Origin of the sequence: Streptomyces sp. NPDC058459 (genome assembly GCF_042721685.1) — a bacterium.
In the GTDB taxonomy this organism is placed as follows: Bacteria; Actinomycetota; Actinomycetes; order Streptomycetales; family Streptomycetaceae; genus Streptomyces.
Window position 1 is genome coordinate 1 of sequence record NZ_JBHXLV010000120.1, and the last position, 20068, is coordinate 20068.

The window sequence follows — 20068 nt, forward strand, 5'->3', positions numbered from 1 at the left end:
CCCGGCACGCACTCTCGCCGCACGCCCGAATCACCCGAGTACGTCCAGTACGAGGGAGATCCGGGCGCACGCCGAGAGCACGCACCAGACGCCGCGGGCTACTCCACAAAGATCCGCCGGACAGGCCCTAAGCGGTAACGTCTTGCAACCGCGCCCGCGTCGACAATGTCTGGACCGGCATGAAGATCTCTTTCCTGCTCCACAGCGCCTACCCGATCGGAGGGACGGTCTCCACGACCTTCAACCTGGCCGGGGCGCTGGCCGCACGCCACGAGGTGGAGATCGTCTCCGTGTTCCGGAACAGGGAGCGCCCCACCTTCGCGCTGGACCCGCGCGTCCGGCTGCGCCCCCTGATCGATCTGCGTGAGGAACAGGACCACCCGGCCCACCGCGAACCCGCCCGGGTCTTTCCCACGGTCGAAGGGCGGCACTCCGAGTACAGCAGGCTGAGCGACGAACGCATCGCCGGATACCTGGCCACCACGGACGCCGATGTCGTCATCGGCACCCGGCCGGGCCTGAACGTGCACATCGCCCGCCAGGCGCCCGGTCATGTGCTCCGCGTCGGCCAGGAACACCTGACCTGGGGCCACCACTCGCCCCGGCTGCGTACCGTACTGCGCCGCGCCTACCGCCGCCTCGACCTGCTCACCACGGTCACCGACGCGGACGCGCGCGCCTACCGGAGCGGCGCCTGGCTACCCGGCGTCCGCGTCGAAGCCGTGCCCAACAGCGTGCCGGACCCCGTGCTGCCGCCTTCGGACAGCTCCGGCAGACTGATCGTCGCGGCGGGCAGGCTCGTCCCGATGAAGGACTACGAAACCCTGATCCGCGCCTTCACGCACGTCGCCGCCGCCCACCCCGACTGGCGGCTGCGCATCTACGGCAGGGGCGCGGAGCGCGACCGGCTGCGTGCCCTCATCGAGAAGCTCGGTCTCAGCAACAGCGCCTTCCTGATGGGCCCGGCCGTGCCCATGGAGGCCGAGTGGGTCAAGGCATCCATCGCCGCCTCCTCCTCCGACTTCGAGCCCTTCGGCATGACCATCGTCGAGGCGATGCGCTGCGGGCTCCCCGTGGTGAGCACCGACTGCGCCCACGGACCGGGCGAGATCATTAAGGACGGCGCCGACGGACTGCTCGTACCGGTCGGCGACGCGGACGCCTTCGGCGCGGCCCTGCTGGACCTCGTCCGCGACGACGAACGCCGCCGCACCATGGGCAAGTCCGCGCTGGAGAACTCCCGCCGCTTCGCCCCCGACAAGGTCGTAGCCGACGCCGAACGCCTGCTGGCCGACGCCCTCGCGGCCAAGAAGGCCGGTGCCCGTCCCTCCGGCGACTCCCGCGCCGGACGTCTGACAGCCGCGGCGCAGAGCGCCCACGACCTCGCGTACACGGCCGCCTCTGCCGCGCGCCGCACCGTGCGCCGGTGGCAGCGATGAGCACGGCCAGTGACAAGGAGACCCCGATGATCCGCGTGACCTGTGTGGCGGACGCCGACGGCCGTCTCACCTTCGACCTGCCGCTGCCCGCGTCGGACGGCCGCCCCCACCTGCTGCTCAAGGCCAGGCCCCGCACCGGCGCGCCCGACCCCGCCGAACGCCGTCTCTCGCTCGAAGCGGCGGCCGGCGGCCGGGTCCGCGCCGTGCTGGAGCCACTGCCCGCGCTGGAGGAGGGCCGCTGGGATGCCTTCCTGGTCCGCGAACCGGACGCCGGGACCGAGCAGTTGGCCTCCGGCCCACTGGACCTGCGAGTCCTGGTCGACGGCGCCCGCGTCGACCGCCCGTCCCCGGTGGCGGTCCGCATCCCTTACCGGGCGGTGGACGGCTTCCTCGCGGTCCGCGCCTGGCTGCGCACCGCCCATGCGGAGGCCGGCCGGATCGATGTCGGCGACCGCGCCACCACGGTCGCCGCACGCCTGCACGGCGCCGCCCTCGGCGAAGGCGCCGTGGTCCGGCTGCGCGGACGGAACACCGGCGCGGAGCGCACCGTCCGCCCGGCCGCCGACGAGGACGGCCGGGACTTCCGCTTCACCGTCGAGCACGCCGAACTGACCGGCGGCGACGGCGCCGGAGTCCGCTACTGGGACGTGCACGTGCTGCCCGCCACCGGGGCGGCCCCGGTCCGGGTGGGCCGCGTCCTGGACGACGTGGCGGACCGCAAGCAGTCCTTCGCCTACCCGGCGGCACGCACCGGCGGCCGCCTCGTCCGCCCCTACTACACGGTCGACAACGACCTCTCCTTCGAGGTCAGCGACCCGTCCTGAGGTCCGGGCGCGGCAGGGTCCGGCACAGCGGTGCCGCCGGACCCCGCCGGGTCGTGAAGGCGGTCCCGGCCGCCGCGTACTCGGCCGGCCCGGTGCGCACAGCGCCGACTGCACCCGTTCGCCGCGCAGGCCGCAGCCGATCGGGAACGCGCCGGACGGACACCCCGACTCTCAGGTGTGGACGGGTAGTTCGGCCCAGATGGTCTTGCCTCGCGGCTCCCGCCGGGTGCCCCAGCGCTCGGTGAGCTGGGAGGTGATCGTGAGGCCGCGGCCGTGCTCGTCGTCGTCCTCGGCCTGCCGCAGCTGCGGTGCGGTGCTGCTGTCGTCGGTGACCTCGATGATCAGCGCCTCGTCACGGACCAGCCGGAGCTGGACCGGGCCCTCGGAGTACCGGATCGCGTTGGTGACCAGCTCGCTGACGACCAGGGTGGCGGTGAACGACAGGTCCGGCAGCTGCCAGCGGCCGAGCCGGTGATCGGTGCGCTCCCGGGCCAGGGCGACCGCCTGCGGCTCGTTCGGCAGCGACCAGGACGCCACCCTGTCGTCGCCGAGGGTGAACGTACGGGCGACCAGCAGCACACCGTCGTCGGCCGGGTGGTGCGGGGCCAGATCGTGCAGCAGGTCGTCGCAGATGTCCGGCAGCGGCCGGTCCCGGGGGCGCAACGCGCTGGAGAGGCGGGCCAGTTGGTGCCCGGAGTCCGCGCCGGCGTCCCGCAGCAGCAGCGGGTTGCACAACACCATCAGCGTGCCCGCGGGCGCGTCGAAGTACCCCTCGCGGTAGTGGGGCACCCCCCGGCCCAGCGCCGGGCCGACCGGTATCTCCGCGAACGCCACCGGCTCGTCCGGCCGGGCCACGGCGGGCGGCGGATGGCCGGCGCTGGCCACCGCGCACCGGCGCGTCACCGGGTCGTAGACCGCGTACAGACAGCACGTGCCCGCGCGCATGCTGTCCAGGGACTCGTCCGGGTTCCGCGACTGCTCCGCGTCCAGCCGGCCCACCAGGTCGTGCAGCCGCTCAAGCAGTTCCTCGGGCGGCAGGTCGAGCGAGGCCAGCGCGCCGATCGCGGCCCGCAGCCCGCCCATCGTGACGGCGGCCCGGATGCCCCGCGTGGGTGGCTCACCGACGACCAGCGCCACCCGCGCCCCGGACAGCGGGATGATGTCGAACCAGTCCACGCTGGTGCTGCTCGGCAGATAGCTGTGCGCCGTGGCCACCGCGCTGTGCCCCGGCACATGCGCCGGCCGCAGACTGAGCTGGAGGATACGGGCCACCGACCGTTCCCTGGTGTACAGGCGGGCGTTGTCCAGGCACAGCGCGGTGTGCCGGGTCAGCTCGGTGGCGAGGCGCAGATCGTCCTCCGTGAACGGCGCGTTACCCCGGCCCCGGTAGAACCGTGCCAGGCCCAGCACACCGCCCCGCGCGGCCAGCGGCACCGCCATCCTGGAGAGCGTGCAGTTCTCCCGCGCGACCTCCTGCCCCCCGGGCCGCGTGGGCCCGCTCTCCCACGTGTCGTGCGCGGTGATGAGCACCGGGCGTTCCTCGGTCAGCACCTCCTTGTACCGCGAGGTGAGCCCCGGCTCCATCACACAGCCGACCTCCACCGCCCCGTGCCCGTTCGCCGCGTGCACCGACCGGTACCCGACGCAGCGCAGCAGCAGATCGTGGCCCAGTGACCCGATGTCCGGCACGTCGCCCCGCAGCACCGCGTCCAGTACGTCGATCACCACCGTGTCGGCCAGATCGGGCACGCTGATGTCCGCCAGCTCCTGCGCCGTGCGTACCGTGTCGAGGCTGGTGCCGATCCGCGCGCTCGCCGCCCGCAGCACGCCCAGCCGGACCCGCGCCCGGTGCCGGTCGGTGGCGTCCACGACGCTGAGCGCCAGCCCCGGCCGCCCGCCGGCCGCGTCCCGCAGCCGGAACGCGGACAGTGCCAGCACCCGGTCCGGCGCGTCCGGCGTGGCCCCGCCCGCCACCTCCATGTCCCGCTGCGGCTGCCCGGTGGCCAGCACCTCGCGCAGCACGGCCGCCACCGGTTCGTGGGCCAGACCGGGCGCCCACCGCTCCAGGGGACTGCCCGGCGGGGCGTCCAGCGGCAGCCCGCCGAAGGCCCCGGCCGCGTCGTTGAAGCCCACCAGCGCCAGCGTGCCGTCGAGCACGTACAGCGGGAGCGGCGAGTCGGCGAACATCGCGTCGAGCACGGCCCTGTCCAGGTCACGGCCTTGGTCCGGAGCCCGGTGCTGGGATGTGTTCACCCCTCCAGACTGCGCCCGCGAGCCGTGTCATGTCGTGCCGACCGGGCCCCGCCCGAATGCTTCCCGCACCGTTCGTGCGCCGGGCCCGGCTGTGACGTACGCGGTGAAGTTCCACTTCGCCGGGACGATGGACGACCGCATGGGCGGCAAGGCGACCAGAAGGCCCTGAGCGCCCTGGCCGCCGCGAGCAGCGGACTTCGACCGCAAGATCTCCGACGGCACCTGCCTGGCGTGGGCCGGAGAGTCCATCGCCGCCTTCGTCCTTCGGCCTGCCCGGCACCCCGGCCGTCCGGTACGACGGGGAGAACATGCCCGTCACCGGGGTCGAGGGCGAAGTGGACACCGACGCGCGGAAGTTCCTCGCCGTGCTCAGGACGGCCTGACCGCACCGGGTGCGCGGCCCGGTCCCTGGGTAGGGCACGACCGTCCGGCCGACGCGCCGGGTGGCCGACGCGCGCGCCGGGCGCGCAGGGAGGGGACGGGGCACATGACTTCCGAGCGGGAGGCGGCCGGCGGCCGGGTGCTGGCGGTCGCGGTGGACGACGGACGGCTGTTGCAGGTGACCCACGGGGACGGCGGACCCTGGACGCTGCCCTCCGGCACCGCCGAACCGGCCGGGACACCGGGCGCGACGGCCGAGCGCGCCGTGTACGAACTCACCGGCTACCTGGTCGACGCCCCCCGGCATCGCCACGCCGTCGGCCGTCGGCCGGGGGGCCACGCCAGTCCTTCCGCCCTCTCCTCGTAGCACGGCGTCACCTAGAGTGGACTTTCCACGCCACCGCCGCATGCCGTCACAGCGGGAGCCGACCCCGCCGGGTCCGAGCCACGGCCCGGCCCACCGCCCCGACACGCCGTCCCCGCCGGGCCGGCACACACTGGCTCCGGAGGTGACGACAACCCCGGCCCGGAGCCCGAAGGAGAGGAACAGGACCATGGGACGAGTGACCGTGCGGCGTCGAGTGCTCCGCATCCGCGACGGCGTGTCCTCGCACCGCCCGGACACCCTCGCCGCCGAGGAGCCGATGGAGATCCGGGTCGGCGGCCGTCCCCTCACGGTGACCATGCGCACCCCCGGCGACGACTTCGACCTGGCGGCGGGCTTCCTGGTCAGCGAGGGCGTCGCGCACGCCGGGACCGACGTGGCCGGCATCCGCTACTGCCTGGGCGCCACGGAGGACGGCAGCAACACCTACAACGTGGTGGACGTCGTCCTTGGCCCCGGCGTGGAGGCCCCCGACGCCTCCCTGGAGCGGAACTTCTACACCACGTCCTCCTGCGGCCTGTGCGGCAAGGCCAGCCTGGACGCGGTGCGCACCACCGCCGCCTGGTCGGTCGCCGACGACGAGCTGCGCATGAGCCCGCAGACGCTGTCGACCCTGCCCGAGAAGCTGCGCGCCGCCCAGAAGGTGTTCGACAGCACCGGCGGTCTGCACGCGGCCGGGCTCTTCTCCTCCGACGGCGAACTGCTGTGCCTGCGCGAGGACGTGGGGCGTCACAACGCCGTCGACAAGGTGGTCGGACACGCCCTGCGCTCCGGACTGCTGCCGCTGCGCGGCTGTGTGCTGATGGTCAGCGGCCGCGCCTCGTTCGAGCTGGTGCAGAAGGCGGTCATGTCCGGCATTCCGATGCTCGCAGCCGTCTCCGCTCCGTCCTCGCTCGCGGCGGACCTCGCCGCCGAGAGCGGCCTGACCCTGGTCGGCTTCCTGCGCGGCGACTCGATGAACGTCTACACCGGCGCCGAACGCCTGGAGCCGCAGCCCGTCGCCTGACGGCCTCCGCCCCGGTGGCCGCGCCTCCTGGTGCTACGCGAGCGGAAGCGCGTCGTCACCGGGCCCACCGGCACCGTCCGGTCCGGCTTCACCAGCGGCACGCGCGGGGGTGGGGCAGGCGTCGGTAGCCTGCCGGCCAGGCCGTCGTGCGCGCAGCTGATCCGTGAAGGCCGCGGGCCCCATGCCTTCTTCGGGCGCGGCCCGTGCGGGTGAGTTCTGGCGCCGGGCCGTGACCGAAGGGGTCAGTGGGTCACGGGGTGGTGGGGGCGAGCAGCCGGTCGAGCAGATGGCGGAGTGTCGCGGCGTCCTCCTTGCCCAGTGCCAGCTCGATCTTCTCCTGGGCCGCCTCCCAGCCGGGGTAGCCCCGCTCTATGCGTGCCGCACCCGCCGGGGTGACGCCCACCCGTTTCGACCGCCGGTCCCGGGGATCGATGCTGGTGGCCACCAGACCCTGGCGCTCCAGGGGGCGCAGCGTGTGGCCGAGCGTGGCACGGTCCATGGTCAGCAGCTCCGCGGCTTGGCCGAACGAGCATGGCCCGAAGTCGCGCAGGGCGATCAGCAGCGCGTACTGCGTCGACTTCAGCCCGGATGCCTCGATCTGCTCCTCGTACAGCCGTGACAGGTACCTCGAAGCCCGTCTCACTCGTATGCAGTGACACGTGGCCCACTGCGACTTGTTGCTCTCGTCCTCGCTCATCATCCGATCCTCTCTCCGGAGGTTGTAAGTTACTTTGATATGCCCGTATCTTCAAGCGGGTGGGAAGCGTTCCCATGCGACGATGTGGCAGGAGTGATGATGGGCACTTTGCTCGATGACGTGGTCGAGGCCGCGGGCGGCCGTGACCGCTGGACCGCGACGCGGTCGGTCTCGGCGGACGCGGTGAGTGGCGGCGAGCTGCTCGACCGCAAGGCGCCTCAGGACCCGCAGACGCGCAGGATCACGGCGTCGGCACATGAACAGCGCGCCCTGACCGTTCCGGCCGGCGGGCCGGACCGCCGGGTGAACTTCCATTCGGACCGAGTGGCGATCGAGGACCTGGAAGGCCGCTTCGTCGCCGACCAGTACGGCGTTGAGGAGACCTTCGAGGGACACACCCTCGACACTCCGTGGACACCGTTCCAGCGAGCCCACTTCGGCGGGTACGCGATGTGGAACTATCTGACCACGCCGTTCACGCTGACGTTTCCGGGTGTGCAGACATGGGAGATCGAACCGCTGGAGGAGGAGGGGGAGACCTGGCGCGGGCTGCGCGCGGTGATGCCGTCGCGCTTCGTGACCCACAGCAGGGCCCAGGAGTTCTACTTCGGCCCGGACCTGCTGTTGCGTCGCCACGACTACACCGTCGACATCGCCGGCGGCTTCCGTGCCGCGAACTACGCCTCGGAGCACGTCGAGGTCGACGGGCTCATCATTCCCGGCAAACGCCGCGCGTACATGTGCGACAAGAACTACCGGGTCCTGCGAGACCGCCTCATGATCTGGATCGACTTCTCGGACTTCTCCACCGACTGATCACCGGGAGCCCAGCGGTCGCACGGAAGGCGGCCGGCCATTTCCCGGGGAGCCGGCCGTTCTCGCGTGTACGGCGCTCTCAGGAACGGAACCGGGGTCTCGACGGAGCGCCGGGTGGCCGCCCGGGATTCTGGCAGCCGGAGCGGCAGGACGCCGTAGGAGAGATCGGCTTGCAACGCCTCGAAGAATCGCGTTTGCGCGAGGAGTGTGCACATGACGCTCGGCACCGTCAGCAGGGCCCCGGCAAATGGGTGAGGGAAGCCCGGAAAACCCTTGGGGGGACTGATTTCCCCGGGTTGCGAGGCCCCTGACATCGCGGTTCAGTGAAAATCTGATCCGTCGCTGACCAGGAGCTGCCATGTCGATGTCGTTCGGCTCACCGTTCGGTTCCTCCGACCCGTTCAGTGACCTGCTGAACCGGTTCCTCGGCATGTCACCCGCGTCATCGCCCCCCGCCGTGCAGCGAGTTCCGATCGGTCGGCTGCTGACGGAATCCTCCCAGGAACTGCTCAACCTGGCCGCGCGGAGGGCTGAGGAGGACGGTACCTCCGATCTCGACACCCAGCACCTGCTGTGGGCCGCGACCAAGGTCGAGCCCAGCCGTCGCATCCTCGCGCGGGCCGGAGTCGACCCCGACAAGCTCGCCCAGACGATCAGCGAGGTGCTGCCCGGCGAGTCCGGCACCCCGTCCGCCGAGCCGGGCCTCACCCCGGCCGCCAAGCGCACCCTCGCCGACGCGTTCGCGCAGTCCCAGGCGGCGGGCAACTCCTACATAGGCCCGGAGCACATCCTCGCCGCGCTGCTGGACGACGCCGACTCGGGCGCCGGACGGCTGCTGTCCTCCGAGGGCGTCGACGGCAGGAAGCTGGCCTCCCGCACCGAGCAGGCCCCCCGTCACGACCAGGGCCGCAGCGCCGGCGGACCCGGCAGCACCCTGGACGAGTTCGGCCGCGACCTCACCGAGGAGGCCAAGCAGGGCAAGCTCGACCCGGTGGTCGGACGGGCCGACGAGATCGAGCAGACGGTCGAGATCCTCTCCCGCCGCTCCAAGAACAACCCGGTCCTCATCGGCGAGCCCGGCGTCGGCAAGACCGCCATCGTGGAGGGCCTGGCCCAGCGCATCGTCACCGGAGACGTCCCCGAGACGCTGAAGGACAAGCGGGTCGTCGCCCTCGACATGTCCGGCCTGGTGGCCGGCGCCCAGTACCGCGGCCAGTTCGAGGAGCGCCTGAAGAAGGTCATCGAGGACGTCCAGGCGTCCGAGGGCGAGACCATCCTCTTCATCGACGAACTGCACACCGTCGTCGGCGCCGGCGCTACCGGCGAGGGCTCGATGGACGCGGGCAACATCCTCAAGCCCGCCCTCGCGCGCGGCGAGCTGCACGTGGCGGGCGCGACCACCATCGACGAGTACCGCAAGTACGTCGAGAAGGACGCCGCTCTCGAACGCCGCTTCCAGCCCGTGATGGTGCCCGAGCCGAGCGTGGCGGAGACCGTGCTGATCCTGGAGGGGCTGCGCGACGCCTACGAGGCCCACCACCAGGTCCGCTTCGAGAAGTCGGCGCTCGAAGCCTGCGCCGGACTCTCCGACCGGTATATCGCCGACCGCTTCCTCCCCGACAAGGCCATCGACCTGATGGACCAGGCCGGTGCGCGGGTGCGGCTGCGCGGCGCGGCCCGCTCCACCGAGGTCGTCGCCCGCGAGGACAGGCTCGCCAAGCTCCGGCGCGAACTGGACGAGGCCGTGTCGGGCCAGGACTACGAGAAGGCGAACCAGCTCAAGGGCAAGATCGCCGAGGTCGAGTCCGAGGTCGCCGGGATCGAGGAGCGCCGCGAGGGTGTCATCACCGTAACCCCCAGCGACATCGCGGACATCGTCTCCCGCCGCACCGGCATCCCCGTCTCGCAGCTCACCGCCAGCGAGAAGGAGCGGCTGCTCAACCTGGAGGACGAGATGCACGCCCGTATCGTCGGGCAGAACGAGGCCGTCACCGCCGTCTCCCAGGCCGTGCGCCGCAACCGCGCCGGAATGGGCGACCCCGACCGCCCGGTGGGCTCCTTCCTCTTCCTCGGCCCCACCGGTGTCGGCAAGACCGAACTCGCCAAGGCCCTCGCCGAGCTGCTGTTCGGCGACGAGGACCGCATGATCCGCTTCGACATGAGCGAGTTCCAGGAGAAGCACACCGTCTCCCGCCTGGTCGGCGCCCCTCCCGGCTACGTCGGCTACGAGGAGGCCGGGCAGCTCACCGAGAAGGTCCGCCGCCAGCCGTACAGCGTGATCCTGTTCGACGAGATCGAGAAGGCGCACCCGGACGTGTTCAGCACGCTGCTCCAGATCCTGGACGACGGCCGGCTGACCGACGGCCAGGGCCGCACCGTCGACTTCCGGCACACCGTCATCATCATGACGTCGAACATCGGCGCCCAGCTGATCCTGGCGCACCAGGGCGATGTGTCCGAGATCAAGGACGAGCTGCTGGAGGAGCTGCGCGGGCGGTTCCTGCCGGAGTTCCTGAACCGGATCGACGACATCATCATCTTCCACAGCCTCACCGAGGACGACCTCTCCCGGATCGTCGACCATCTGCTGGCGCAGACCCGGCGCCGGGTGGAGTCGCAGGGACTGCACCTGGAGGTCACCGAGGCGGCCAAGAAGCTGCTGATCGCCCACGGCCACCAGCCGGAGTTCGGTGCCCGGCCGCTGCGCCGGACGATCCAGTCCGAGCTGGACAACCGCATCGCCGAGCTGCTGCTCAGCGGCCAGACCGAGCCGGGGGACACGATCGTCGCCGACGTCAAGGCCGACTCGCTGCACGTCACCGTGCGCGCCCCGGACGACGAGAAGGCCGAGTCCAAGGACGCGGACGCGGGGGACACGGATGCCGAGGACGCCGGCGGCAAGGGCGCCGACGCGAAGAAGGACTGACGGCGGCAAGGAGAACACCATGGCGCACCATCACAAGTCCAACAAGGATGTCGAGGGCGACCCCGACCGCGGGCACGGCCGCGGCCTGCCGCGCCGACCGGACGAGCCGCAACTGCAGGAACGCGCCCAGGAGGACCGGCGCGATGCCGGCCTCCCTGTCCGGGAACAGGAGAGCCCCGAGCGGGCCTATCAGCAGGAGCGCGCCGAGATCGACCGCCAGGCGGACCGGGGCGAGGTGGAGACGGGGGATGTGACGCGCCGGCAGCGCGAGGAGGAGGACCCCTTCCCGCCGTCCCACTACGACGGCTGACCCCGCCTGCGACGACGACCTGGGCGGACCGGACGCGAGGCCGGTCGGCCCGGGTCCCTTGCCGTGCTCTGCGTGCTCTCAGCCCTCGTCGCCGGGCGTACCCAGGGAGACGACGACCGCGGTGGCCTCACCGTCGGGGGCGTCGTAGCTGACGGTGTCGCCGGGGACGCGCCCGAGGAGCGCGCGGCCCAGCGGACTGTCCGACGTGACGAGCTTCGGGTCGCGGGCGTCGGCGATCTCGCCGACGTGCAGCGTCTGGGTGGTGTCGTCCGCGAACCGTACGGTGACCGTCGTGCCCACCCCGACCACGTCGGTGGGCACCGGGCCCGTGATGTCTGCCTGGCGCAGCCGGTCCTTCACCCGGTCGATGCGCTCGTCCAGGCGGTTCAGCTGGTCGGCCCGCTGGATCTCGTCGGCCTGGTCGGCATGGTCACCGACCTCGTCGGAGTCCTTCAGCGTCGCGGCGACCGTCTCGCGCTCGGCGTGCAGTTCGGACAGTTCCTGCTCGAGCGCGCCGCGGGCTTCGGTGTTGATCGGCTCGGGGTCACCGGTCATTCCTGCTCCAGTGCTACAGGCGGAAGTGCTGGACATCAGCACCCTAGTTGCGCTCCAGCGCCCCATCCAGTCGCGGCGGCGGCGCGCCGTGGGGGAGCGGTGTCACGGCACCCAGGGCGGCTGCCAGGGCGCGCTGCCCGCCACCAGGGCGTCGGCCTGGGATGGGCCCCAGGAGTCGGGCGGGTAGGGGTGGACCGGCGAGGGATAAGTGAGGAGGGGCTGGATGACGCGCCAGCACTCCTCCACCGCCCGTAGCGGCGCGAAGTACCTGTCGTCGCCGGTCAGTGCCGCGTACAGCAGACGCTCGTACGGGGCCAGTGGCCGGCCGAGTTCGCGGGCGAAGACGGTGTCCAGCGGGACCAGCCGCCAGGCGGACGCCTCGTCCAGCGCCGAGAGCTGGAGCCGCATCCCGGCCTCGGGGTCGATACGCAGCACGATCTGGTTCCCGGCGACCCGGCCGGGGCCGGGCAGGAAGCCGAGCCGGGGCGGCTCGCGCAGGATCAGCCGCACCTCGGTCACCCGCACCGGAAGCCGCTTGCCGGCACGGATGAACACCGGCACTCCGGCCCACCGCCAGTTGTTGATCTCCAGCCGGAGCGCCGCGTAGGTCTCCGTGGCCGACTCCGGTGCCACGCCCGGGAGTTGCCGGTAGCCGGGGTACTGACCGCGCACGTACTCGTGCGGGTCGGCCGCCGGCATGGCACGCAGCACCTCGATCCGCTTGTCCCACAGATCCGTCGCGCTCGGGCCGACCGGCGGGTCCATCGCCACCAGGGCCAGCACCAGCAGCAGATGATTCTGGATCACATCGCGCAGCGCGCCCACACCGTCGTAGAAGGCGCCGCGGCCCTCGACGCCGAACTCCTCGGCCATCGTGATCTGGATGGCCACCACGCTGTCCCGGTGCCACAGTTCGGCAAGCGCGGAGTTGCCGAACCGCAGGTACTCCAGCTCGATGACGGGTTCCTTGCCCAGGAAGTGGTCGACCCGGAGGATCTGGTTCTCGTCCAGCACCGCCGTCAGCCTGCCGTCCAGCGCGCGGGCCGAGGCCAGGTCGTGCCCGAACGGCTTCTCCAGCGCCACCCGTGCCTGCCCCAGCAGCCGGGCGGCCGCCAGCTGCTCCACGATCGGCGCGAACAGGGAGGGCGGGGTCTCCAGATAGAACAGCGGACGACGCCGCTCCCCCAGTTCCTGGGCGAGCCGCGCATAGGTCTCGGGCGCGGCGAGGTCTCCGGACACATAGGTCAGCCGCGCGGCCAACCGGTCGAACACCGCCGCGTCGACCGACCCCTCCGCCTCCTCCACCGACTCACGCGCCAGCCGGGCCAGCTCCCCGTCGCTCAGCTCCCGCCGGCCGACGCCGATCACCGGGCAGTCGAGCAGCCCCCTGCCGGCCAGCTTGTACAGCGCGGGAAACGTCATCTTCCGTGCGAGATCCCCGGTCACCCCGAAGATGACCAGAGCGTCGGCTTCCCAGGTTCCGGCCATCGGCTGATGCTCCTCACGCCTGCGGCGGGCGCCCGCGGGGACGGGCTCCCTCTTCTGTGTGTCCCGTAATCGTCCGCGCCCCGGACCCGGCGCGCGACTCGGGGCGGGCGCCCCCGGCGGCTGTGCCTGACCGGCATTCCGGCATGTATGGTGTCGGGCACGCGGGGCACGTGATCACCCGTCCCGCGCCGAACGTGTCCGACCACGCCAGAAGGAGGCTCGCATGTCCTCGAAGCGACGCCGGAAGAAGAAGGCCCGCCGCAAGAACGGCGCCAACCACGGCAGCCGGCCCCAGTCCTGAGACGACGGCCGCACCGGGCCCGGTCCCCTCACCCCGAGGCGACCGGGCCCGGCCCTTTTCCCGGCTGCTCAGCTCCGGCCGCGGTCCCCTGCCCGGAAGGACGCCCGCACCCACGCGGCGCCATCTCCCTCGTACGGACCAACCATCCCGGCAGTCGAGCGCGTCTGCCTCGACCCGACGCCCCCGCGTACGAGCCCGCCGCGCCTCCCCGAGTAGCGGGCGGTCAGGCCGGGCGGGGCACCATCCGGTGCAGGCCCCGGCGGTCGTAGTAGCGGGTCGCCGCGAAGCCGAACGCCAGGCCCACCACGAAGCCGACCGCGATCATCACCCAGCCGCGCCGCAGCCCGGCGTCGGCGCGCGCGTCGAAGTACAGGATCGCCCGCACCCCGGCCGCCAGCTGACGCATCGGCTCGAAGGCGCCGAGGAACCGGTAGAAGCCCGGCACCGCCTCCAGCGGCACGGTGGCGCCCGAGGACGGCAGCGCGAACGCGATGAAGACGAACATCGACACCAACTGCCCCAGACTGCCGAAGGCCGCGTTGATCGCCTGCACCCCGAGCCCCACCGTCAGCACCGCGCAGTACGAGAACACCCACAGCAGACCCGGGTGCGGGGCGTCCATGCCGAGCACGCCGATCGTCGCCAGCATGATCAGCGAGGTGGTGAGCAGCGCGAGCCCCGCCGTCATCGCCATCTTCACCACCAGGGTCCGGGTCCGGCTGATCCGCACCGTCGGGCGGCGCGAGTGCCACGGGCCGATCTCGGTGTCCGCGTAGCCGAGCCCGCTGTCGACGCCGTTGTGGATGATGTTGCCGCCGATGAAGCCGGCCAGCACCAGCAGCAGCGCGTAGTAGAAGGCGCTCAGTCCCAGACCGCTGTGGGCGCCGATCGGATGGCCGACCTCGGTGCGTACCTCCACCGGGTCGGCGATCAGCACCCGGGTCGCCGCGTTCGCGCGCTTCACCCGCGGGGACGCCGACAACTGCTCGCCGACCGAGACCGACACCCGGTGCGCCGCGTCCTGGGTGATCCGGCTCGCCAGCGAGGAGGCCAGGCTGCCCACGCCGGGGTTGGTCAGCACGGTCAGCTCCGGGCGGGACCTGGCGTCCTCGGTGGTCAGCGCGCCCACGGTCGCGGTGAAGTCCGCCGGGATCACCAGCGCGCCGTACACCTCGCCCGACGCCAGCTCGTCCTGGGCCTTCGCCCGGGACATCGGGCGCCAGCGGACCCGGCCGTCCGAGGTGCCGGAGGAGAGGATGGAGCGGGCGGCCCGCGTGCCGACGTCGAGCTGCCGGCCCGGGAGGGGCTTGCCGTCGTCCAGGTTCACCAGCGCCAGCGGCATCCGGTGCAGGCTGCCCTCCGGGGTGAGGATGCCGCCCATGTACAGCAGCGACAGCACCAGCGCGACCAGGGAGCTGAGCACGGCGGGCATCAGCCACAGCTTCCACCGCCCCAGCAACCGCGAGGCGGGCACCCGGCGTCCGGAGGGGGGCGGGGGCATCCCGGAAGCCATACCACTCCAAGAGGTGCAGTCGGCGGCAACCGCCGAACGGGCGGCGGCGGGAGGCCCGTACCCCGTGTTCGGCCACCGGACCGCACCGCCTGCGGACGCAAGCCGACGATAGTTCGCGGACGCCGGAACGTCCCGCCACCACACCGCCCGGCTGCTCCGGACGGCGAACGCCGCGCGCGCGTCCGGAGCGACGGTGACGCCCCGTCCGCCCCCCGGTTCCTCAGGGGGCGTGCCGCCCCGATGGTCGCTAGCGTGTAGCCGAGTGCGGACCGCTCCGCCGACGGAAGGACCTCTCATGGGCCGACGCAAGGATCTCGGACTGCTGGCCGTACGCCTCGGTACCGGCGGTGTGCTGGCCGCTCACGGCGCGCAGAAGCTGCTCGGCTGGTTCGGCGGCGGGGGGATCGACGGCACGGGCACGTTCATGGAGTCCATCGGTTTCCGCCCCGGCAAGGCGAGTGCCATCGCGTCCGGCGCGGCGGAGCTGGGCGGGGGAGTCCTGCTCGCCGCCGGCCTCGGCACCCCCGCCGCCGGTGCCGCCGTGGCCGGCGGCATGGCCGGCGCCGTCTCCCTGCACTGGCCGAACGGTTTCTTCGCCACCGCGGGCGGCTACGAGTACCCGGCCTACCTCGGCTACATCGCCACCTGCGTCGGGGTGACCGGGCCCGGCCGCTACTCCCTGGACCGGCTTATCGGCTACCGGCTCGACCGCCCCCCGCTGGTCCTGCTCTCCTTCGTGCTGAGCGCCGCGGGCACGGCGGTCGTGGTCGCACGCCGGGAAAAAATGCTCGCGGACCAGCGGCGCGAGGAGACGCCGCCGGTCGCCCCGTGAACGGCTCGCAGCCGCGAGCCCTGGGTGAGGCGACACCGGCGCACCGGCGTGCAGAGCATGTCGGTCGAGGACTCGATGTCCGTGGTGCATGTCCATGGTGCATCTGCCGGTCAGCCTGAGGCCCCCCGCCTCCAGGCACCTCCTCGCCGAGCCCGCCACCGTCTCCGGCACGGCGCGCACCGCCCGCCAGCGCATCGGGTCAGCCGGTCGCCCGCTCCGCCGCGCCGCGCTCCACACAGAACTCGTTGCCCTCGGGGTCGTGCAGAGTCACCCACCCGGTGCCGTCCGGCCGGCGGTGGTCACCCTGCTGATCGGCGCCGAGCAGGAGCAGGCGCTCGACTTCCTCGTCCCTGGTGCGGTCCTGGGGCTGTAGATCCAGATGCACACGGTTCTTCAGCGTCTTGCGGTCGTCGGACCTGACGAACAGCAAGGTGGCGGCCGCAGCCGTCACCGAAGCCTCCGGATCCCCCGGAAAGTCGTCGTCAGCGAGGTGGCCTCCCAGGGCCTCCGCCCAAAAGACGGCCAGCGCGTAGGGGTCGGCGGAGTCGATGGTGACATGGCGGATCAGGGAACTCATGCCGGCACCCGATCATGAAAAATGCCCGCCGTCCAGAGGTTTTCAGCCCCCCGCACGGCAAGGATGCGAGACGGAGAATCAGGTCCGTCCAGCCACTGAGGGCGAAGGTGCGAGCCCGCCCAGCCGCCCGGCGTCGGCCGGGACCGTTCCGATCCGTGGCTGACCGCTCAGAGCACCGAGTGACTCCGGGACTCGGTGCTCTGAGGCCGCGGACCGAACCGTCACCCGTCTCCGCCGGTTTCCACCAGCACGTTTCGGGTGGTCAGTGTGCGAGCAGCTCCAGTGTGTCGATCACCCGGTTCGAGAAGCCCCACTCGTTGTCGTACCAGGCGACCACCTTGACGTGGCGGCCGTCGACGCGGGTGAGGGCGGAGTCGAAGATGGAGGAGGCCGGGTTGCCGACGATGTCGGAGGAGACCAGGGGGTCTTCGGAGTACTCCAGGACACCGGCGAGCGGGCCCTCGGCGGCCGTGCGGTAGGCGGCGAGCACCTCCTCGCGGGTGACGTCGCGGGCGACGGTGGTGTTCAGCTCGACGATCGAGCCGACCGGCACCGGGACCCGGATCGAGTCGCCCGACAGCCTGCCGTCGAGGTTCGGCAGCACCAGGCCGATCGCCTTGGCCGCGCCCGTGGTCGTCGGCACGATGTTCACACCGGCCGCGCGCGCCCGGCGGGGGTCACGGTGCGGGCCGTCCTGGAGGTTCTGCTCCTGGGTGTAGGCGTGCACGGTCGTCATGAACCCGTGCTCGATGCCCGCCAGTTCGTCCAGCACGGCGGCGAGCGGCGCCAGCGCGTTGGTCGTGCAGGAGGCGTTGGACACGATGGTGTGCAGCGCCGGGTCGTAGGTGTCGCTGTTCACGCCGTACGCCAGCGTCACATCGGCGCCGTCCGAGGGGGCGCTCACCAGCACCCGCTTCGCACCCGCGTCGAGGTGGGCACGCGCGGCCTTCGCCGAGGTGAAGCGGCCGGTGGCCTCCAGCACGATGTCGACGTCCAGCTCGGCCCAGGGCAGCTGGGCGGGCTCGCGCTCGGCGAGGACCTTGATGCGGCGGCCGTCGACCACCAGGGTGTCGCCGTCCACCTCCACCGGGCGCCCGAGCCGTCCGGCCGTCGAGTCGAAGGCCAGCAGCCGGGCCAGCCCCGCGGGTTCGGTGAGGTCGTTCACCGCGACGACCTCCAGGTCACTGTCGCGTTCGAGCAGAGCCCGCAGCACGTTGCGTCCGATGCGGCCGAATCCGTTGATGGCGATGCGCGTCATGAATGGTGTCCCTTCCGTTCGCCATCAGGTTCGCTGGCGGGAGCCGTGCGCGGCAGTGGCAGGAGCGCCATGGTTCACAAGGATCGCGCCACAGGGATCGCGCCACAGGGATCGCGCCACAGGGATCGCGCCAGAGCTACTCGCCCCGGGCGAACGTCCGCCGGTAGTCGCTCGGCGTGGTCCCAAGGACGCGCTGGAAGTGCAGCCGGAGGTTGGTGCCGGTGCCCAGCCCCACCTCGTCGGCGATCTGCTCCACGCTCCGCTCCGAACGCTCCAGCAGCTCGCGCGCCAGGTCGACCCGTGCCCGCGTCACCCACTGCATCGGCGTGTACCCGGTGTCCTCCGCGAACCGCCGGGAGAACGTACGCGGCGACACCGCCGCGTGCCGGGCCAGCGACTGGAGGCTCAGCGGTTCACCGAGCCGGTGCAGCGCCCACTCCCGGGTCGCGGCGAACCGCTCGCCCAGCGGCTCGGGCACGCTGCGCGGCACGTACTGCGCCTGACCCCCGCTGCGGTAGGGCGCCGCGACCAGCCGCCGGGCCGCGTGGTTGGAGGCGGCCACCCCCAGCTCGGCGCGCAGCATGTGCAGGCACAGGTCGATGCCGGAGGCCGCGCCGGCCGACGTGAGCACGCTGCCCTCGTCCACGAACAGCACGTTCTCGTCCACCCGGACCAGCGGGTACCGGGCCGCCAGGGCCCGCGCGTAGTGCCAGTGCGTGGTGGCCCGCCTGCCGTCCAGCAGACCGGTGGCCGCCAGCGCGAACGCGCCCGTGGAGATCGCCGCCAGCCGGGCGCCCCGCTCGTGCGCGTCGACCAGCGCTGCCACCACCGGCTCCGGCGGGTCCTCCCGGTCCGGGAACCGGTAGCCGGGCACGAACACCACGTCCGCCCACACCAGCGCCTCCAGGCCGTGCGCCACGTGGTACGACAGGCCGTCCCCGCCCGTCACCAGCCCCGGCGCCGCCCCGCACACCCGTACCTCGTACGGCATGCTCGCGCGGGCCGTGAAGACCTGGGCCGGGATACCCACGTCGAGCGGCTTGGCGCCCTCCAGGACGAGAACGGCGACACGGCGGCGGCGGGAAGAGGGCACGGTCAGCAGCGTACGGCGAGCCGTCGCGGGACCGGATTCCCTCCTCCCTCGTACCACCCTGCCGGCCCACGGTGAGCGGGGCCGGCCACCGCCGCTCCGGCCGACGACGCCGAGGACTGGACGGACTGACGCCCGCTCACTCTCCGCCGTGCTCCTGGGAGAGAGGAAGATCACCCATGGTGACGTGGTCTTGGCCGACCACGTCACACGCGGTACCGTCGGGGCGATATCGACGACGGCGAGACGGAAGCCGGTGAGAAACCGGCACGGTCGCGCCACTGTGTGCGCGGTTCCCGCGAGGGGCCGCGCGAGTCAGACCCGTGGCCGTCGTCCTGTGCTCCACCGAGATGGGACGCGAACTCCCAGAGGAGGTACTGCCATGGCGCAGACCGTCGCCCAGCCGACCGCCGGAAACCCCGCCGCCCCCGCCACGCTGCCGCTGAAGGAGATAGCGCCCTGGGCGGTGTTCTTCGGCGTCCTCATGCTGGTCCTGCTGTACTTCGTCGGCGCCGAGCAGGGCGCCACCTCCGTGTTCAACGGCACGGACGTCCACGAGTGGGTGCACGACGCCCGCCACCTGCTCGGCTTCCCCTGCCACTGACGCGAGGGACGCCGCACCCGCCATGAACTCCGCAACAGTCAGAAACCTCCTCGTGCGGGGCATGCTCGCCGGCCTCGCCGCCGGAGTGCTCGCCCTGGTCGCCGCGTACCTCCTCGGCGAGCCCAGCGTGGACAGCGCCATCAGCTTCGAGGGGCACCACTCCCACGAGCACGAGGTGGAGGTCGTCTCCCGCTCGCTCCAGTCCACCGCCGGCCTCGCCACCGGTGTCCTCGTCTACGGGGTCGCCTTCGGCGGTATCGCCGCGCTCGCCTACTGCTTCGCGCTCGGCCGCGTCGGCCGCTTCGGCCCCCGCGCCACCGCGCTGCTGCTGTCCGGCACCGCGCTGCTCGCCGTGTACGTCGTGCCGTTCCTGAAGTACCCGGCCAACCCGCCCTCGGTCGGCGACCCGGACACCATCGGCAAGCGCACCACGCTGTACTTCCTGATGATGGTGCTCAGCGTGCTCCTGGCGGTCGGTGCCACCCTGCTCGGCAAGCGGCTCGCCCCGCGCCTGGGCAACTGGTACGCGACCCTCGTGGCCGTGGCCGCCTTCGCGCTGGTGACCGGCCTGGCATACGCCTTCCTGCCGGTCGTCAACGAGGTGCCGGAACACTTCCCGGCCGCCCTGCTGTGGCGCTTCCGGCTGGCCGCGCTGGCCATCCAGACGGTGCTGTGGGCCGGATTCGGCCTGATCTTCGGCGAGTTGGCCGAACGGCTGCTGAACCCCCGCCCCACGGCGGTACGCAACTCGGGCCGGGCGGTCGCCGCCTCCCGGTGAGCCCGACATGACGACGGGAAGCTGCCCCCGGAGAC

General features: G+C 72.3%; 19 protein-coding genes and 1 riboswitch. Of the genes, 11 read left to right on the top strand and 8 right to left on the bottom strand.

The features are described 5' to 3' along the window. Positions 1-179 precede the first annotated feature (179 nt). Both ACFWN1_RS21260 and ACFWN1_RS21265 read left to right on the top strand, forming a co-directional pair. Positions 180-1439 carry a glycosyltransferase family 4 protein gene (locus ACFWN1_RS21260; RefSeq protein ID WP_384364120.1) on the top strand — a complete coding sequence of 420 codons (1260 nt, stop codon included), beginning with the start codon at positions 180-182 and terminating at the stop codon, positions 1437-1439. After that, positions 1436-2263 (top strand): transferase, encoded by an 828-nt coding sequence (locus ACFWN1_RS21265; protein WP_384364122.1) that lies wholly within the window; start codon positions 1436-1438, stop codon positions 2261-2263. Before ACFWN1_RS21260 ends, ACFWN1_RS21265 begins: the two co-directional genes overlap by 4 nt. Positions 2264-2434: 171 nt before the next feature. Here the strand turns inward: ACFWN1_RS21265 and ACFWN1_RS21270 are convergent, their stop codons facing one another. Beyond that, entirely contained in the window at positions 2435-4516 is a 2082-nt protein-coding gene (locus tag ACFWN1_RS21270; RefSeq protein ID WP_384364124.1) for a SpoIIE family protein phosphatase, read from the bottom strand. Between the two features lie 487 nt (positions 4517-5003). On the opposite strand from ACFWN1_RS21270, the gene ACFWN1_RS21275 reads away from it, so the two are divergent. Then, positions 5004-5264, top strand: a complete 261-nt coding sequence (locus ACFWN1_RS21275) for an NUDIX domain-containing protein (protein ID WP_384364126.1) — start codon at positions 5004-5006, stop codon at positions 5262-5264. A 187-nt stretch (positions 5265-5451) separates the two neighbouring features. Further along, positions 5452-6288 carry a formate dehydrogenase accessory sulfurtransferase FdhD gene (gene fdhD, locus ACFWN1_RS21280; protein WP_384364128.1) on the top strand — a complete coding sequence of 279 codons (837 nt, stop codon included), beginning with the start codon at positions 5452-5454 and terminating at the stop codon, positions 6286-6288. 250 nt (positions 6289-6538) lie between these two features. Here fdhD and ACFWN1_RS21285 read toward each other — a convergent pair whose 3' ends face one another. Continuing rightward, complete coding sequence (locus tag ACFWN1_RS21285; protein ID WP_384364130.1) at positions 6539-6985, bottom strand: MarR family winged helix-turn-helix transcriptional regulator; 447 nt, start codon at positions 6983-6985, stop codon at positions 6539-6541. Positions 6986-7081: 96 nt separating this feature from the next. Here ACFWN1_RS21285 and ACFWN1_RS21290 point away from each other — a divergent pair, with 96 nt between their 5' ends. The 3 genes from ACFWN1_RS21290 (at position 7082) to ACFWN1_RS21300 (ending at position 11037) form a co-directional block, all read left to right on the top strand. Continuing rightward, entirely contained in the window at positions 7082-7801 is a 720-nt protein-coding gene (locus ACFWN1_RS21290) for a hypothetical protein (RefSeq protein WP_384364132.1), read from the top strand. Positions 7802-8159: 358 nt separating this feature from the next. Continuing rightward, positions 8160-10727: an ATP-dependent Clp protease ATP-binding subunit gene (locus ACFWN1_RS21295; RefSeq protein WP_384364134.1), complete on the top strand. Its 2568-nt coding sequence runs from the start codon at positions 8160-8162 to the stop codon at positions 10725-10727. A 19-nt stretch (positions 10728-10746) separates the two neighbouring features. Then, positions 10747-11037, top strand: coding sequence for a hypothetical protein (locus ACFWN1_RS21300; protein WP_384364136.1), 291 nt, complete (start codon positions 10747-10749; stop codon positions 11035-11037). Between the two features lie 78 nt (positions 11038-11115). Here ACFWN1_RS21300 and ACFWN1_RS21305 read toward each other — a convergent pair whose 3' ends face one another. Next, positions 11116-11592, bottom strand: coding sequence for a GreA/GreB family elongation factor (locus ACFWN1_RS21305; RefSeq protein ID WP_384364138.1), 477 nt, complete (start codon positions 11590-11592; stop codon positions 11116-11118). A 102-nt stretch (positions 11593-11694) separates the two neighbouring features. After that, positions 11695-13080: a glucose-6-phosphate dehydrogenase gene (locus tag ACFWN1_RS21310; protein ID WP_384364140.1), complete on the bottom strand. Its 1386-nt coding sequence runs from the start codon at positions 13078-13080 to the stop codon at positions 11695-11697. A gap of 223 nt (positions 13081-13303) precedes the next feature. Between ACFWN1_RS21310 and ACFWN1_RS21315 the strand changes: the two genes are divergently transcribed. Beyond that, positions 13304-13381, top strand: coding sequence for a 50S ribosomal protein bL37 (locus ACFWN1_RS21315; RefSeq protein ID WP_370443954.1), 78 nt, complete (start codon positions 13304-13306; stop codon positions 13379-13381). Between the two features lie 223 nt (positions 13382-13604). Here ACFWN1_RS21315 and ACFWN1_RS21320 read toward each other — a convergent pair whose 3' ends face one another. Beyond that, positions 13605-14894, bottom strand: coding sequence for a YhgE/Pip domain-containing protein (locus ACFWN1_RS21320; RefSeq protein WP_384364142.1), 1290 nt, complete (start codon positions 14892-14894; stop codon positions 13605-13607). A 295-nt stretch (positions 14895-15189) separates the two neighbouring features. On the opposite strand from ACFWN1_RS21320, the gene ACFWN1_RS21325 reads away from it, so the two are divergent. Continuing rightward, positions 15190-15726, top strand: coding sequence for a DoxX family protein (locus ACFWN1_RS21325; RefSeq protein WP_384364144.1), 537 nt, complete (start codon positions 15190-15192; stop codon positions 15724-15726). 199 nt (positions 15727-15925) lie between these two features. Here ACFWN1_RS21325 and ACFWN1_RS21330 read toward each other — a convergent pair whose 3' ends face one another. From ACFWN1_RS21330 to ACFWN1_RS21340, 3 genes are all read right to left on the bottom strand, one after another. Next, the gene (locus ACFWN1_RS21330) at positions 15926-16303 is read right to left on the bottom strand and encodes a VOC family protein (protein ID WP_384364146.1); all 378 of its coding nucleotides are present in this window, start codon (positions 16301-16303) and stop codon (positions 15926-15928) included. Positions 16304-16565: 262 nt separating this feature from the next. Next, positions 16566-17561, bottom strand: coding sequence for a type I glyceraldehyde-3-phosphate dehydrogenase (gene gap, locus ACFWN1_RS21335; protein WP_384364148.1), 996 nt, complete (start codon positions 17559-17561; stop codon positions 16566-16568). Between the two features lie 136 nt (positions 17562-17697). Then, positions 17698-18654 carry a GlxA family transcriptional regulator gene (locus ACFWN1_RS21340; protein ID WP_384364150.1) on the bottom strand — a complete coding sequence of 319 codons (957 nt, stop codon included), beginning with the start codon at positions 18652-18654 and terminating at the stop codon, positions 17698-17700. 245 nt (positions 18655-18899) lie between these two features. Further along, positions 18900-18972, top strand: a riboswitch (cobalamin riboswitch). 61 nt (positions 18973-19033) lie between these two features. Between ACFWN1_RS21340 and ACFWN1_RS21345 the strand changes: the two genes are divergently transcribed. Further along, positions 19034-19255, top strand: coding sequence for a CbtB-domain containing protein (locus tag ACFWN1_RS21345; protein WP_130330563.1), 222 nt, complete (start codon positions 19034-19036; stop codon positions 19253-19255). A gap of 22 nt (positions 19256-19277) precedes the next feature. Continuing rightward, complete coding sequence (locus ACFWN1_RS21350; RefSeq protein WP_384364153.1) at positions 19278-20033, top strand: CbtA family protein; 756 nt, start codon at positions 19278-19280, stop codon at positions 20031-20033. Positions 20034-20068 lie beyond the last annotated feature (35 nt).